The organism is Salinivibrio sp. SS3 (genome assembly GCF_001722105.1).
Taxonomy (GTDB): Bacteria; Pseudomonadota; Gammaproteobacteria; order Enterobacterales; family Vibrionaceae; genus Salinivibrio; species Salinivibrio kushneri.
The window spans coordinates 58,252-73,325 of record NZ_MEBQ01000023.1 but is presented as its reverse complement, the minus strand read 5'-3'; the positions used below and the strand labels follow the sequence as shown (position 1 = coordinate 73,325).

13 protein-coding genes are annotated in these 15,074 nt (G+C 47.9%); 8 read left to right on the top strand and 5 right to left on the bottom strand.

The window, feature by feature from the left end; all coding sequences use genetic code 11:
• Positions 1–510: 510 nt before the first annotated feature.
• The 4 genes from rlmKL (at position 511) to rmf (ending at position 5,150) form a co-directional block, all read left to right on the top strand.
• Positions 511–2,640, top strand: a complete 2,130-nt coding sequence (rlmKL, locus tag BGL48_RS09565) for a bifunctional 23S rRNA (guanine(2069)-N(7))-methyltransferase RlmK/23S rRNA (guanine(2445)-N(2))-methyltransferase RlmL (protein WP_069362417.1) — start codon at positions 511–513, stop codon at positions 2,638–2,640.
• Complete coding sequence (locus BGL48_RS09560) at positions 2,637–2,891, top strand: glutaredoxin family protein (RefSeq protein WP_069362416.1); 255 nt, start codon at positions 2,637–2,639, stop codon at positions 2,889–2,891. The genes rlmKL and BGL48_RS09560 overlap by 4 nt, the downstream gene beginning before the upstream one ends.
• On the top strand, positions 2,878–4,788 hold the full coding sequence (locus tag BGL48_RS09555) for an ABC transporter ATP-binding protein (protein ID WP_069362415.1): 1,911 nt from the start codon (positions 2,878–2,880) through the stop codon (positions 4,786–4,788). The genes BGL48_RS09560 and BGL48_RS09555 overlap by 14 nt, the downstream gene beginning before the upstream one ends.
• Before the next feature lie 191 nt (positions 4,789–4,979).
• On the top strand, positions 4,980–5,150 hold the full coding sequence (gene rmf, locus BGL48_RS16015) for a ribosome modulation factor (RefSeq protein WP_077458712.1): 171 nt from the start codon (positions 4,980–4,982) through the stop codon (positions 5,148–5,150).
• A 229-nt stretch (positions 5,151–5,379) separates the two neighbouring features.
• Here the strand turns inward: rmf and fabA are convergent, their stop codons facing one another.
• Together fabA and BGL48_RS09545 are read right to left on the bottom strand one after the other, a co-directional pair.
• Positions 5,380–5,895 (bottom strand): bifunctional 3-hydroxydecanoyl-ACP dehydratase/trans-2-decenoyl-ACP isomerase, encoded by a 516-nt coding sequence (fabA, locus tag BGL48_RS09550; protein WP_069362414.1) that lies wholly within the window; start codon positions 5,893–5,895, stop codon positions 5,380–5,382.
• A 68-nt stretch (positions 5,896–5,963) separates the two neighbouring features.
• On the bottom strand, positions 5,964–7,619 hold the full coding sequence (locus BGL48_RS09545; RefSeq protein WP_069362413.1) for an AAA family ATPase: 1,656 nt from the start codon (positions 7,617–7,619) through the stop codon (positions 5,964–5,966).
• A 184-nt stretch (positions 7,620–7,803) separates the two neighbouring features.
• Between BGL48_RS09545 and matP the strand changes: the two genes are divergently transcribed.
• Both matP and BGL48_RS09535 read left to right on the top strand, forming a co-directional pair.
• Positions 7,804–8,253 (top strand): macrodomain Ter protein MatP, encoded by a 450-nt coding sequence (gene matP, locus BGL48_RS09540; protein ID WP_069362412.1) that lies wholly within the window; start codon positions 7,804–7,806, stop codon positions 8,251–8,253.
• Between the two features lie 31 nt (positions 8,254–8,284).
• A complete protein-coding gene (locus BGL48_RS09535) occupies positions 8,285–8,575 on the top strand; it encodes a DUF3634 family protein (RefSeq protein ID WP_046073224.1) in 291 nt (96 codons plus the stop codon).
• Between the two features lie 267 nt (positions 8,576–8,842).
• Here BGL48_RS09535 and BGL48_RS09530 read toward each other — a convergent pair whose 3' ends face one another.
• Positions 8,843–10,963, bottom strand: coding sequence for an ATP-binding protein (locus BGL48_RS09530; RefSeq protein WP_069362411.1), 2,121 nt, complete (start codon positions 10,961–10,963; stop codon positions 8,843–8,845).
• 2 nt (positions 10,964–10,965) lie between these two features.
• Positions 10,966–12,156 (bottom strand): FIST signal transduction protein, encoded by a 1,191-nt coding sequence (locus BGL48_RS09525; protein WP_069362410.1) that lies wholly within the window; start codon positions 12,154–12,156, stop codon positions 10,966–10,968.
• Positions 12,157–12,298: 142 nt separating this feature from the next.
• Between BGL48_RS09525 and BGL48_RS09520 the strand changes: the two genes are divergently transcribed.
• Entirely contained in the window at positions 12,299–12,859 is a 561-nt protein-coding gene (locus BGL48_RS09520; RefSeq protein ID WP_069362409.1) for a hypothetical protein, read from the top strand.
• Between the two features lie 87 nt (positions 12,860–12,946).
• On the opposite strand, the gene BGL48_RS09515 is transcribed toward BGL48_RS09520, so the two are convergent.
• A complete protein-coding gene (locus BGL48_RS09515) occupies positions 12,947–13,366 on the bottom strand; it encodes a hypothetical protein (protein ID WP_069362408.1) in 420 nt (139 codons plus the stop codon).
• A gap of 277 nt (positions 13,367–13,643) precedes the next feature.
• Between BGL48_RS09515 and ccoN the strand changes: the two genes are divergently transcribed.
• Positions 13,644–15,071 carry a cytochrome-c oxidase, cbb3-type subunit I gene (ccoN, locus tag BGL48_RS09510; protein ID WP_021023210.1) on the top strand — a complete coding sequence of 476 codons (1,428 nt, stop codon included), beginning with the start codon at positions 13,644–13,646 and terminating at the stop codon, positions 15,069–15,071.
• The last annotated feature ends 3 nt before the right edge of the window (positions 15,072–15,074 follow it).

The following is a 15,074-nucleotide window of genomic DNA, read 5'->3' as shown; positions in this document are numbered from 1 at the left end:
ATGAACGAAAAGTGTGCGCATCTCTGATCATTTTTTCATTCATTTGGGGATATTTTCACCCTTATCACGGCAGTTATTGACTGCTTTCTTCCTATTTTATCCGGCAAAATGCTTGAGTAAATCTTTACTGGTATAGTCCAGTTTTGATGGTGTTGCATTCTTTCCCAAAGGGAAAATAAGTCCGTTTTTATTGTTATAAAGTGAGGTTTGATAGATATCATAGCAGCAGTGAATACTTACACGCGTCGGTTCAAACCGCATTCCGCGAGGCGATGTCAGTGTAGAAGCAAGATGGTTTCCGGGGAGAAACACGGGTGAGGGCCGGGGTAGAATAATTGATTCCATATAGAAACAAATCTTTCTTAGCATCTGTTTTTATATGGAAACAATAACCCGGCGATTTATTCATCATTCAATGGTGTTTGCTACCGCTTGGGTCAACGATAGGCGCAAGATTGATGTATAATCGCCGCCATGATGATAACGACGCCCAAAGGGTGTAGAGACTGAATGAAACACTATCTCGCAATAACCGCTCGAGGCCTCGAGCACATGCTAGCTCAAGAGCTTGAACAACTTGGCGTCTCTAGCGTCAAGCAAGTTCATGCAGGGGTTAAATTTAAAGCCGACGATTCAACACTGTATCAATGCTGTTTATGGAGTCGGATTGCATCACGGTTTGTCTTAGTGCTGGGCGAATTTGCGGTGCGCGATGATATGGATCTCTACCTCGGGGCAACGGCAATTAACTGGCCCGATTATTTTCACGCCAGTCAGCGGATTGCGGTGGACTTTAATGGGACCAATCGCGAGATACGCAATAGCCAGTACGGGGCGTTGAAAGTCAAAGACGCAATTGTAGACAAGTTTGAAAAGTCGAATTTGCCCCGCCCAAGCGTCGACCGCGAGCAGCCTGATTTACGTATCCATATGCGGTTATCGAAAGATCAAGGCCTGCTTGGGATTGATATGGTAGGGAGCGGCCTACATCAGCGCGGCTATCGTACCCAAGCAGGCGCTGCGCCCTTACGAGAGACCCATGCGGCAGCCTTAGTCGCAAGGAGTGGCTGGAAGATGGATCAGCCTTTGATGGATATCATGTGTGGCTCGGGCACCCTGCTGATAGAAGCGGCGATGATGGCAGCGAAAATCGCGCCTGGATTAAAGCGCAAGCGCTGGGGCTTTGAATCGTTGTTGGGCTTTGATGATGAAGCCTTTAAAGCGATCAAAGCGGAAGCGAGTGTCAAGGCCAAACGAGGTGTAAGTCAGTGCCAGACACGTTTTTATGGCACGGATAACGATGCCCGTATGATTGAGACAGCACGCGCGAATGCACGACGTGCTGGCGTGGGTGAATTGATTGATTTTGCAACGGGTGATGCCACGCAAGTGACGCCCCCTGAGGGATTCTCAGGGGGACATATTCTTTCTAATCCGCCGTACGGGGAGCGCTTGGGAACCACGCCTGGCTTGATCGCCCTCTACACGCAGCTCGGTGATCACCTTAAAGGGGCATTTGCGGGGAACACGGTTTCTTTGTATTCGGGATCGGAAGAGTTACTGAGTTGCTTGCGGATGCGCGCGGATGACAAATTTAAGTTACGCAACGGTGCGTTAGACTGTGTGATGAAAACCTATGCGATCACTGCGCGTGGTGAAAAACCGGAGAGTGAAGCGCCAAAGGCGGACGTCGCCCCAGATTTTGCTAACCGTTTGCGCAAGAATATGGCGAAGCTCGACAAATGGGCGAAGAAACAAACGTTAGAGTGTTATCGACTCTATGATGCCGACTTGCCTAACTATAAAGCCGCGATAGATCGCTATCGCGATTATTTGGTGATTCAAGAATACGCAGCGCCGAAAACCATTGAGCCTGAGAAAGCACGTCGTCGCTTGTTGGATATGGTGCGTGCTGCCATTGCAGTGACGGGTGTGGATGCCAATAAAGTGGTGTTAAAAACGCGCGAAAAGCAAAAGGGCAATAATCAGTATCAAAAGCTTGCTGGCGCGTCGCGTACTATGACGGTCCATGAATACGGCGTGGCGCTTGAGGTTAATCTCTATGATTATCTTGATACAGGGGTATTTCTTGACCATCGCAATACCCGTCGTTTAATCGGCGAGAAAGCGCAAGGGAAAGATTTCCTTAACCTTTTCGCCTATACGGGCAGTGCGTCGGTGCATGCTGCGGTCGGTGGCGCACGCTCTACCACGACTGTAGACATGTCAAAAACCTATATGGCGTGGGCGGAACGCAATATGGCGCTCAATGGTATTGTCGGGCGTCAACACCGTTTTGAGCAGGCAGACTGTCTGCAATGGATTCGCCAATCAGATCAGCAATTTGATTTAATCTTTATCGATCCGCCGACATTCTCTAACTCGAAAAGAATGCACAGCACTTTTGATGTGCAACGTGATCACTTGGATGTCCTTTTGGCACTAAAAGACCGTTTACGTCCCGATGGTGAAATTATTTTTTCCAATAACAAGCGACACTTTAAGATGGATTTGGAAGGTTTAGCGGCTGCAGGGCTCAGTGCAGAAAATATTAGCAAACGCTCGATTCCTGAAGATTTTGCCCGCAACCCACATATTCACAATTGCTGGATTATTCGTCATCAGGATATGTCCGCATGACACTCGTATTGTTTAGTACGGAAGGGTGCCACCTTTGTGAACAAGCGTGGGCACTCTATCAATCTCTCGGTTATCAAACGCCACTCAACAGTCAAGACATTGCCTTTGACGATGCGCTCTTTGAGCGTTACGGCGTCACTATCCCTGTGATCGCAATACGCGATCAGTCTGGAACGGTGAGGGCTGAATTAGGATGGCCGTTTGATCACACACAATTACAAGCTTGGTTAACGCAACATGGCATTGATTAAAATAACCTCCGCCCAGTTGGCGTATGGCGACAACCCATTACTGGACAAAACTGACTTTATTCTCCAGCCAGGTGAGCGCGTGTGTCTGGTAGGGCGCAATGGCGCCGGTAAGTCTACCTTGATGAAGGTGCTTGATGGTCAGGTACAGCTCGATGATGGCAGTATTCAAAGTCAGTCTGAACTCAAAGTCTCCCGGCTTGAACAAGATCCCCCCCGCGATAGCCAAGGAACTGTGTTCGATTATGTGGCCGAAGGTCTCGCGGAAGCAGGGGACAAACTCAAGCAGTATCATCAGCTGATCGCGACGATCGAAACCGATCCTAGTGATCGCAATATTGCCGAGCTGGCCAAAGTGCAAGAAGCGCTCGACCACGCTGACGCTTGGCGCTTTGATAATCAGATTATGGTGGTGTTAGGGGCGTTAGGCCTAGAGGGCAATACCGCGCTTAAAGCCTTATCTGGCGGTTGGCAGCGCAAAGCCGCTTTAGCGCGCGCTCTGGTTTGTGAGCCGGATGTGTTGCTTCTTGATGAGCCCACTAACCACTTGGATGTCTCGACCATTTTGTGGTTAGAGCAATTCTTAAAAGATTTTAAAGGCGCGATCGTTTTTATCTCGCATGACCGCTCGTTTATTGGCGCGATGGCCACACGTATCGTTGATCTTGATCGCGGTAAGCTGACCTCATGGCCAGGCGACTATCAAACCTACCTCGACGGTAAAGAAGAAGCGCTGCGAGTGGAAGCTGAGCAGAACGCTGAATTTGATAAAAAACTGGCTCAAGAAGAAGCCTGGATTCGTCAAGGTATCAAAGCACGTCGTACCCGTAACGAGGGGCGAGTGCGCGCACTGAAAGCGCTACGCCAAGAGCGTGCGAGCCGCGTTGAGTTACAGGGTAACGCTAACTTGCAGCTCGACGATGCCAGCCGCTCCGGCAAAATTGTGTTTGAAGCGGAAAACGTCGCCTTTAGCTATCAAGACAAGCCGCTGATTAAGCCATTTAGTTTCACGGTGATGCGCGGCGATCGCATTGCGCTGATTGGCCCGAACGGATGTGGCAAAAGTACGCTATTAAAGCTGATGCTTGAAACACTCACCCCGGACAGTGGCACTTTGCATGTAGGCACAAAACTGGATGTGGCCTATTTTGATCAATACCGGGAGAAGCTAGATCCAGAAAAAACGGTTATCGATAACTTGGCGGGAGGCAAAACCGAGGTTGAAGTCGGTGGTCGTAAGCGTCACGTGATGGGATATTTGCAGGATTTCTTATTCCATCCTCGCCGCGCTCAAACCCCGGTTAAGGCACTGTCTGGGGGCGAGAAAAACCGTCTGCTGTTGGCTAAGTTGTTCCTCAAGCCAGCGAATCTATTGGTTCTTGATGAGCCAACCAACGATCTCGATATCGAAACGCTGGAACTATTGGAAGACTTGCTTTCGCAATTCCAAGGCACTTTGTTGCTGGTCAGCCACGATCGTCAATTCGTCGACAACACGGTCACTCATAGCTGGATATTTGAGGGCGACGGTACCATTAATAAGTTTGTTGGGGGATATCACGATGCCCAACAACAGCGTGAGCAGTATCTTAAAGCCATCACACCCAATAGCCGCACGCATTCAACGCGTGGTGAGGCTGATACGGAACAAAAGACGGCAAAACCTAAGAGTAAGCCACGCAAGCTCTCTTATAAACTGCAACGTGAGCTAGAAGCCCTGCCAGCGCGGCTTGAGGCGCTAGAAGAAGAGATTGAAGCATTACAATCAGAAATGAACGATCCTGACTTTTTCTCGAAAAGTCAGGATGTTACCCAACCTAAACTGACTCGATTAGCAGAGGCTGAACAGGAACTAGAGCAAGCCTTTGAACGCTGGGAAGAATTGGAAGCGATGCAATAATTGCGCTAGTGACGTTGTCACATATGAGAGGGATATGACTCACATTTTGTTTAGTTGTTGCGCGATAGTGCTTGCTTAAAAAATAATCATGATCGAAGCTGTAGAAGGTGCTTCATAAAAACGTCACAGACGGAAGCATCCTTGCAAATAGCAAGCAGCATTGAACAAAATGGAATAAAGAGGGCGACCCTATGAAAAGACAGAAGCGAGATCGTTTGGAACGCGCACAGTCAAAGGGCTTTCAAGCAGGTATAAACGGTCGATCGTCTGAACTATGTCCTTACCAACAAACGGATGCTAGAAGTAGCTGGCTTGGCGGATGGCGCGAAGGCAGAACCAGTAAATCGGAAATGATGAAGTAGTCTCTTTCTAATCTTCTACGGCCTTACCATTTTGGTAAGGCCTTTTTAATTAGCACTTAATGCACTATAACTTTATATCTTTATCGCCAAATAAAGATAGGTACAAAGATAAAATTAACAACCACTAAAAAATTGAACCATTAGTCGAGCAAAGCGCGAGGGAAAATATGGTGGGTCAAGAAGGCGGGCGGTAAAAAGCCGGCGATAGTCACCGGCTAGACAGCGAGGATTAGAATGCTGAGGTATCTTGGAAAAGCCCCACTTTCAGATCTTTCGCGACGTAAATCTCTTTGTCATCAACGTAGACGTGGCCATCACCGACACCCATCACGAGTTTGCGGTTAATCACGCGTTTCATGTGAATTTCATAGCGAACACGCTTAGCCGTTGGCAATACTTGTCCGGTAAACTTCACTTCACCCACTCCTAGGGCGCGGCCTTTTCCTTCGCCGCCAACCCAGCCGAGAAAAAAGCCGACTAGCTGCCACATGGCATCTAGACCAAGACAACCTGGCATCACGGGATCACCAGGGAAGTGACAGTCGAAAAACCATAAGTCTGGGTTGATATCCAACTCTGCGACAATCACGCCTTTATCAAAGTCACCACCTTGATCGGTAATGTTGGTGATGCGGTCCATCATCAGCATGTTTGGTGCCGGAAGCTGTGGACGTCCCGGGCCAAAGAGCTCACCTTGGCTAGATGCGAGTAAATCGTCGCGATTATAGGAATTTTGGCGTTTCATTATATCTAAACTGCTCCTTATTCAATTGCGAGCAGATTAGCGTACACGTGTACGCCAAACAACTCGGATCAGTACTGGCCAAACCAGTTTTTTAAGCGTTTAAACAAACTGTTGCAGCTTTGTTTGTCATCAGTATGAAAATGATTTATTCGATTAGATATTTTTCTGAGCAATGTCTCCTCATCATCTCCGGAGAATGGGAGACCTGTCACAAGCGGCAAGGCTTGTTCGACATCATCCACCGCCCAAATATGAAACTGGCCGGCTTTAATCGCATCAACCACGTCGTTACGTAGACACAGAGAAGAGAGGTTGGTTTTGGGTAACACCACGCCTTGTTGACCGGTTAAACCACGGTGCGCGCAGACTTGATAATAGCCTTCAATTTTTTCATTAATCCCGCCGACCGCTTGTACGCGACCAAATTGGTCAACGGCGCCGGTGATGGCGATAGCTTGATTAATCGGTTGTTGAGATAACGCGCTCACAAAGGCACATAATTCAGCCAAGGATGCACTGTCACCATCCACTTCGCTATACGATTGTTCGAATACAATGGAGGCGGAATACGGTAAAGGGTCATCGAGGTTTAGCGCCACGCTCACAAAGGCCTGCATAATCATCATGCCTTTGGCGTGAATGTTGCCCGCAAGCTCGGCTTTACGCTCAACATCAGCAATATCACCATCACCGGAATGAACGACACAAGAAATTCTCGCTGGCTCACCGTAACTCATCGGATGCCCAGGCACTTCGATCACCGTTAATCCGTTTATTTGACCGATATGCTCGCCGCGGGTATCAATAAAAACTTGCCCTTTGTGGATATCTTCAATCGCACGTTCGGGGAGGTAGGCAGCACGTTGGTAACGCTGAGAGATAGCAGCATCAATGGCAGCTTTGTCGAGGGCATCCGACGCCGTTATGACAGATTCAGCCAGTAGTTGATGATACCAAACCGGACACAAGGGCATCCGCCATTGATCTTCGCTCTCACGTGCCCCGGCTTGCAACAAACGCACTAAGCCTGATTCTGTCATGGGTAAGTGAGTCTGTGCGGTAACCAAGCCTTTTAGCCAAGCAAAGTAGGGCACAATGGTGGTCGCGTCGAGCGCAATGTCTTGCTCATATTCGGCATAAGCTGACAGGCCGTCGTAGAGATCAGGCTCATTGGTTTCAAAGTCGGCCAGCCACTGTCTGTCGCCGACTAACACCAGGCGTACGTTCACTGCCTCATCGGGTAACTCCGTCACTTGATCGGCGCGAGCGGTTTGCCAGGCGAGCTTGCCCGTTGATAAGCACTGCTTGAGACGCACCCAAATCCGCGGCTGCTGCAGTATATCCGCGACTTTTAAAATCAATACGCCATCGTGAGCTTGATGTAGCAAACCGTACTTTTTTTGTGACGCTGTCACATTTTTATTCGCATCATAAGCGAAGCCAAACAGTGTTGATTCGGTAATCGCATCACCGATCACAACCGGCACCTCTGGGTACTGTGTCGCTAATTCTGCTTGATAGGCATTCAGATATTGAGGTAAGTCAGCGGACATCACGGTAAGACAAGCCGTTGGACACGAAGGTGACATTAACCAAGTCAGAGCCTTTTTTAAGCGTGATTGCAGTGATAACAGTGAGGCCGCCTCTAAATGCGCAAATTGTGCAGTGTCGAGAGAAAACTGAGAATAATGTGGTTTGGCATCACGCCAATCAACTTCATGCATGTCTATGATTACTGACTAAGATTAGAATGGATAGAGTATAAAGGATAACACACTGTGGTAATAGGATAGTGGGGCCATTGGATCAACCATTGGCGCACGGTGGCATCGTTGCGGTGTGTGATAATTGAACAGACAGCGCGTTAGTGTTACGCTGTCACCACTTGGCGTGACAAAAGCTTGGCATATGAAATATCAACAACTCGAGAACCTTGAGGCAGGCTGGAAATGGGCCTACCTGGTGAAAAAGTGGAAAGACGGTGACGCTGTCACAAAATACATTGATAGCGATGAGGCTAAAACAGCTGTTGATGCCTTGTTAGCCTTAGAGCATGAACCCACGCGGGTGCATCAATGGATTGAAAAGCACATGGCGCCGTCGCTGGAGAAAAAACTAAAACAAGCGATTCGCGCCAAGCGTAAGCGTCACTTTAACGCCGAGCAAGAGCAAACGCGGAAAAAATCCATCGATTTGGATTACCGGGTGTGGGAGAAGCTCTCGCAAAAAGCAAATGAGCTTGACGCGACCTTATCCGATACTATTGAGTATTTATTATCTGAGGCCAATCGTTCAGAAAGTGCCAACAAGCAAGTAGACACCTTAAAGCAAGATCTGAGTAACTTGCTAGGAATGTGAAACCTGTTAACCGATAAGCGAGCATTGCAGTATGGGCTACTTTTTACTGATCTCTTTTGCCATTTTTCTCGCATTTATGTTGATTGACCGGCCACTGATCGTGATTGCATTTAAAGATGGTCAGTTAGTGCGTCACAAAGGAAAAGTGCCGAAAGGTTTCTTACATGACTGCCAAGACATCGCGAAGCGCCATCCGTTTACGGGCACTGTGAAAGTGTATAGCAATCGCTTTAAACCCGCGAAGGTGGTGATGTCGCGCAGCATCGATAACCGTATTCAACAACGTATCAAAAACGTATTTCCACATCAGTCATTCAAATAGCATCAGATTACACGCCGTGCTGGACAAGGAGCGATGTGATAAGCGAAAAACGCCATATCGCTCCTATCTTAACGCACACCTACAAGTGCGCATTATATTTATTATGTTAAATAAAGGTTTGAGGTCTGACGTTGGACACTGTTTCTGCTCGCCCAGCACTACTCGCTTGCTGCCATTAAACGTAATTATCTATTTACCATAAAATAGCTAATTACTACTTCCTTTAATCTTGATTATTCCAAATGAATTGGCCTAAATCGATTCAAGTCAGCGGTAATTAGTGGACAGATCTAATGGCTGATGGACATGCAGTACGGCGGTAAGGCTCGCGGCTCTAATAGGTTTAGTCACAAAGTCGTCCATACCGGCACGGACACACCGTTGTTTGTCTTCATCCATCGCATTAGCCGTTAACGCAACAATTGGACGTTTAAATCCAGACGCGCGCAGTGCTTTGGTGGCTGCTATGCCATCCATTACGGGCATCGACATGTCCATGAGCACAAGATCGAATTCTGTTTGTTCTACCCGTGCCAGAGCCTCTTCGCCATTGGATGCAAGCGTCACGGTATGGCCTTGTTTTTCAAGCATTAACCTCACCACCATTTGATTAGCGCGGCTATCTTCGGCGACCAATATCGACATAGGCTGCACGGCATCAGGCGGGACATTGGGCGGTGCTTGGTACTTTTCTGCATCTTGAGGTGTTTCGACAATCGGCAAGCGAACGCAGAAGTCAGTTCCCTGATAAGGCTCACTTTCTACGTGGATACTGCCTCCCATCATCTCTACCAGTTTTTTGCAAATGGATAATCCGAGGCCGGTACCACCAAAGCGGCGAGTAATGCTGCCATCCGCTTGAGTAAAAGGCTCAAAGATTCGATCAATCTGCTTTTCGTCGATACCGATTCCTGAATCTCTCACCCATAGCTCAAGGTGCTCACCATGAGCGTCAAGTGACACTGTCACCCCACCACGGTCCGTGAATTTTAAAGCATTGGCCACCAAGTTAAGCAGTATTTGCGTAAAGCGGTTCTCGTCCATAAACAAGGTGTTAGGCACAGAAAGAGAGACACTGACAGAGAGGTTAATGCGCTTTTTATCAGCCCGCTCAATCAACTGTTGATAGACATTCGACACACTATCGCTGGGCTTCATCAATGAGGGAGAAAGTGAAAAGCGGTTAGATTCAATTTTAGACAAATCTAGCACATCGCTGATCAATGTCAGCAATAACTGAGCAGATTTATCCATTTGCCCTACCCACTGCGTTTGCTCTTGCGTCAATGAAGAGTGTTGCAACGCATCGATCAATCCCAAAACAGCATTAAGTGGTGTGCGGATCTCGTGACTCATGACCGCAAGGAATTGCGACTTGGCATTATTCGCCAACTCAGCTTGCTGACGCGCCTGCTGCAATTCAACGACGCGACGTTTGGTCGCGGTGATATCTTTAGCCGTCCCCCGATAACCTGCAAGTTCACCGCGTTTATTGTAGCAAGGACGGCCTGATAGACTGACCCAATAATCATGGTGACGAGATGCTATATGCCACTCAATATCGCTAAAGGCTTTTTCTGCGTATATGTACTCTTCTAGCGTCGTTTTTAATTCGGCATCTGATTTGAGTTTTGCCAGCAGGGCTTCAGCATCAATGTCGGTATCAGTATTGGGTGACGACAGGTAAGTCAGTTGAAATTGGTTATCGAGCTCCCAAAACCAATCACTGGCTGTTTGGGCAAAGTCTTGAAAGCGCTGGCGGCTAGCATTCAGTTCCTGGGTGCGACTCCCCACTAATGCATGGAGGCGATGGCGGTAGTCGATATCCATAATGGTCCGCTCAATCAAGGGGCGAAACCGGTCGATTACTTGCTGAGCTTCGTTATTAAATGCATCACGGCGGTGTGACAGTAAAATAAGCATGACTTCACTGTCATTGACCGTCAGCCCGCTAATCAGCGCAGTGCCTTGTAAATAACTGGCATATTGATGCGTTAAGCAATGCAGCTCTTTCACCATGCCAGGTTTATAGATAGCAACCGTTTCGCCACTCACACAGCGGCGAAACACATCCCCTGTTTGCCAAGTGACGGTTTCGAGCAAGCGTTCAGTCGAGACTAAACAGCGAAACGCATCTTCTGTTTCTCGGTTACGGCTTAGCGCCACGGCGCTATCAAAGCTGACATACCGGCGGATCACATCAAGTAAGGAAGCAAAAATATCGGTTTTTGACGTCGCTTCCGTCATGGCTGAGATCGCCGATAAAATTGCGTCGTTTTCTTCCCTTAAACGCTTTTCTCTTGCTTCAACACGACTGAGTTCAAATAAGGTTTCTTGTAAAGAGTCAGAGTCTGAACGTTCAAAGGTCGATACGCGTTTCGACGTCATGATTAATCCTTATGAAATAACACAGCCGAGATCATTAAATTACCATGGGACAATTCCCCACCCTTAAACAGGCCTTGTTCACCAAAGGTAAACGGGCACACAAACGGCGCAGTGTATAAGGCCGTGTTGATATTGTCGGCGACTTGATCCAGGCGATCTTTGACGTGAAGCATACACCCTGCACAATAAATCGCCAGCCCACCAAGAGGTTGAGGTGTCCGCAATGCATGATCGTTTGCCGATTCCACGACTCGACTTGCACGGGCGATTAACCCTTCACTGGTGCCTGTCATAAAGTGTGCGGTTTGCCCAACGGCGATTTGCGAGAAGAGCTCCATGTGTCCGTCTTGGTTCACAAACATGGGGTGTGACAAGGTGTAATAGGGTAAGCCGTGTATCTTGCCTGTTTGTGTCCCGAGCGGATACAAGGTTGATCGCGCAAATAACGAATCATCTAAGTCTAGCGTCTGCCCGGTTTCTTCTTCGTACCAGTCTCTATAAACCACCGATGCGGGTTTGTGATCCAAACTCACTAAGGTGCGACCACGTACCTCTGTAACGATGGCCTTCTTCGTTGTGGCGGCATAACCGGAGTGGAATGAATAGCTCACCCGTGCGGTTGGATAAAAAACACTGATTGCGATGCCAGATTGCGCGGTTTGCTTGTTATCGAAAATGGCCCATCGTCCGCCGACGGTATCGGCCGCCGCTGAGCCACCTATCACCGGAACCGATACGCCCAACTCTTCGCGAATGGCAGCTAACGTCGTCTCCTCATCCCCTGGTGTACTGTGTAAAGCGATGAGTTTGGGAAGTTCACCACAACGGCCGCTCTCTTCTATGGCTTGATTAAGCGCAATACGTGCTGAATCGCGTATTGGGCGATGGGCTTGATGTGGCACAAGGGATGTACCGTAACTCCCCTTTTCATCATTGCAAGCCCACACTGCGGCTGTTGGCCCTTCGATGTAACCGGCTTGCGTCATGACACCACCGCAGGTCGTACAACCTATCAATGGCACGCTAGGAAAGAGTGCAACCATTGCTCGCTGAAGTGCATCAACATCGTATTGCTCCGTGCAGTAGACCATTAAAAGCCTCGGTGCGCTTAAGCGGCTCAATAAAGTGCGCGCCAGTGTTTGCGCGGCGTCCACTGCGTCTGGTTGTTGTGTGCATGCTGTGGCTATTTTCATTTTAACGTTCGTTATTGTTTTCGCTATTTATCACGATTTTAATGATACTTGTATCAGGCAATCAAATCATTGCGCTACCCACTGAAATCGCGCTTGAAATCACGTATTCTATCACTTCATTTATATCGCTAGAGCGCTCAACATGGATTGTCGACCCGTTGCGTTATTCGGTGGGGCCTGCACCTTAGGTGCCACTATCGCCTATCAATTAGCTGCGAAAGGCTATACCCCTGTTATTATCGATCATAATCAAACGACAGCGCTCGACATTGTCGCTCATGATCCCCGAGTCAGGTTTAAAGAAGCCCCTGCGCTCACGCAAGATACGCTCCAAGTCACGCTTGATCAGTGTACTGCGCAACTCTCCCCTTTTATCGGTGCCGTTATCGTCTCTGAGCTCGGGCATGCCTATATACAATCGCTGGGGATTGATGGGTTAGATGCGTTTTGTCAGGTGGAGGCTCGTTGTGTCGTTATTGCTACAAACAGGCACCTGGGTAGCGTGTCTCTCAATGACAAGCCGGCTACAAATCGCCTGCAACGGATTAACAGTATAAGTTTCTGGTCGGATCACAATATTAACACTGATGTAGAAACATTACCGTCGCGTAAAAAGAGCGAAGTTTTATCTCCTTTGGTATGCTTTCTTTTGAGTGATGAGTCAAATAGCATTAATGATCAAGAGTTTAAAATTAAGCTGTAACAAGATAAAAAAGGAAACACTCATAAATAAGCATTTTCTTTTATAATCGTCATAAACGAGAAAAAATAAGCTTTAAACCGCAGTTTTTCACTCGCTTTTGGGGTAATTAAATTTAAATTGATATCGATCAAAGACAAGGTTAAACCTCATCGGATTGCGAGGTAAATCTTGGGTTTTCCACTGCCAAGTTAGCGTGATCTTCTCCCCATTTCGGTCTAGCTGATCGCTAATTTCGATCTGCTTATTCCCTTCCTCTCCCCAATAAGCCAAGTGTGGCTTTTGGTATGAAGTGGCTGAAAAAGTTACATTATCTTGCTCTTTTCTCCACGAGAACGCTATCGCTTGCTGAGATTGTGACGTGCCACAAAATCCACGCCCCCCTTCACAGTCTATAATGGTCAATCCGGGTGTATAGACCAGCGTCCTCCAGAAGAAAGCAACCACTAAAAGTGTAAGCATAACGATAATTTGCGCGAGTCGTCCTCGAGTGAGTTTTTCTGCTGCCATGAGTCGCTTTCTCCGTGTTACAGAGGTCAAAGTTTTATAAGAAAGGTAGGTAAGCCGCACTAAGTGTGTGGGTTAGACCCTGTTTTTTAACCAGTATCTACAGTATGATTCTGGTCGAAAATGCCATTTTTACAAAGAAATAGCAACGGAGTGTGCAAAGTGGTTAAAAACCATACGCAACGGGGCGTTTTCTTAAAAATGGTATGTTAACAGGCGAAGCGGAGGCTTCGTCCGTATCAAACGTGAGTGTAGTTAACTAAAAGTGGAAGCATGCAATATGAGCCAAGTTAAGCAGCTTGAACAAGACTACAACTACCGCGTTGTCCGCTTATTTACCCTAACAACTATTTTGTGGGGTATTGTGGGCATGGCTGTAGGTGTACTTATTGCCGCCCAGTTAGTGTGGCCTGCACTGAACTTTGATATTCCGTATTTGACGTATAGCCGTTTGCGGCCACTGCATACTAACGCAGTGATCTTCGCATTCGGCGCTAGTGCGCTGATTGCAACGTCGTATTATGTTGCACAACGTACGTGTCAAACACGGTTATTCGGAGGGAAGTTAGCAGAGTTCACCTTCTGGGGTTGGCAAGCCATTATCCTTTCTGCAGCCATCTCGCTGCCAATGGGATACACCACCTCTAAAGAGTACGCGGAACTAGAGTGGCCAATTGATATCGCCATCGCGGTGGTATGGGTCGCATACGCTATCGTGTTCTTTGGCACGCTTATCAAGCGTAAGACGTCACATATTTATGTGGCCAACTGGTTCTTCGGTGCCTTTATTCTGACCATCGCGGTGTTGCACATCGTTAACAGCATGGCAATCCCTGTTTCACCGATGAAGTCTTACTCCATCTATGCTGGCGCAGTTGATGCGATGGTACAGTGGTGGTACGGACATAACGCGGTTGGCTTCCTGCTAACAGCAGGCTTTCTGGGTATGATGTATTACTTCGTTCCCAAGCAAGCGGGACGCCCTGTTTACTCTTATCGACTCTCCATCGTCCACTTCTGGGCATTGATTTCTCTCTATATCTGGGCGGGACCTCACCACCTTCATTACACGGCTTTGCCTGATTGGACTCAGTCTGTAGGTATGGTTATGTCGCTGATCTTATTTGCGCCTTCTTGGGGCGGGATGATTAACGGTATTATGACCCTCTCTGGCGCATGGCATAAACTGCGTTATGATCCGATTCTGCGTTTCTTAATCGTATCTCTGTCCTTCTATGGTATGTCGACGTTTGAAGGGCCGATGATGTCAATCAAAACGGTGAATGCGTTATCGCACTATACCGACTGGACGATTGGACACGTGCACTCTGGTGCTTTGGGCTGGGTGGCGATGGTAACGATCGGTTCCATTTATCACCTCATTCCAAAGCTGTTTGGTCAAGAGCGTATGTACTCGGTGTCTTTGGTGAACGTACACTTCTGGCTTGCCACGATTGGTACTGTGCTGTATATCGTTGCCATGTGGATTTCTGGTGTGATGCAAGGTCTGATGTGGCGCGCAGTGAATACGGATGGCACATTGACGTACAGCTTTGTGGAGTCATTGGAAGCCTCTTACCCGTTCTACTTTGTCCGCTTTATCGGCGGTGTAATTTTCCTATCAGGCATGTTCTTGATGGCTTACAACGCATATAAAACAATTCGTGCGCCGGAAGCTAGCTTGAAATCGCTTGAGCCTGCGGTGTAAGGA

Bases quoted from the DNA above. Each gene is read 5' to 3' on its own strand.
- rlmKL (WP_069362417.1), top strand. From the start codon at position 511: ATGAAACACTATCTCGCAATAACCGCTCGAGGCCTCGAGCACATGCTA.
- BGL48_RS09560 (WP_069362416.1), top strand. From the start codon at position 2,637: ATGACACTCGTATTGTTTAGTACGGAAGGGTGCCACCTTTGTGAACAA.
- BGL48_RS09555 (WP_069362415.1), top strand. From the start codon at position 2,878: ATGGCATTGATTAAAATAACCTCCGCCCAGTTGGCGTATGGCGACAAC.
- rmf (WP_077458712.1), top strand. From the start codon at position 4,980: ATGAAAAGACAGAAGCGAGATCGTTTGGAACGCGCACAGTCAAAGGGC.
- fabA (WP_069362414.1), bottom strand. From the start codon at position 5,895: ATGAAACGCCAAAATTCCTATAATCGCGACGATTTACTCGCATCTAGC.
- BGL48_RS09545 (WP_069362413.1), bottom strand. From the start codon at position 7,619: ATGCATGAAGTTGATTGGCGTGATGCCAAACCACATTATTCTCAGTTT.
- matP (WP_069362412.1), top strand. From the start codon at position 7,804: ATGAAATATCAACAACTCGAGAACCTTGAGGCAGGCTGGAAATGGGCC.
- BGL48_RS09535 (WP_046073224.1), top strand. From the start codon at position 8,285: ATGGGCTACTTTTTACTGATCTCTTTTGCCATTTTTCTCGCATTTATG.
- BGL48_RS09530 (WP_069362411.1), bottom strand. From the start codon at position 10,963: ATGACGTCGAAACGCGTATCGACCTTTGAACGTTCAGACTCTGACTCT.
- BGL48_RS09525 (WP_069362410.1), bottom strand. From the start codon at position 12,156: ATGAAAATAGCCACAGCATGCACACAACAACCAGACGCAGTGGACGCC.
- BGL48_RS09520 (WP_069362409.1), top strand. From the start codon at position 12,299: ATGGATTGTCGACCCGTTGCGTTATTCGGTGGGGCCTGCACCTTAGGT.
- BGL48_RS09515 (WP_069362408.1), bottom strand. From the start codon at position 13,366: ATGGCAGCAGAAAAACTCACTCGAGGACGACTCGCGCAAATTATCGTT.
- ccoN (WP_021023210.1), top strand. From the start codon at position 13,644: ATGAGCCAAGTTAAGCAGCTTGAACAAGACTACAACTACCGCGTTGTC.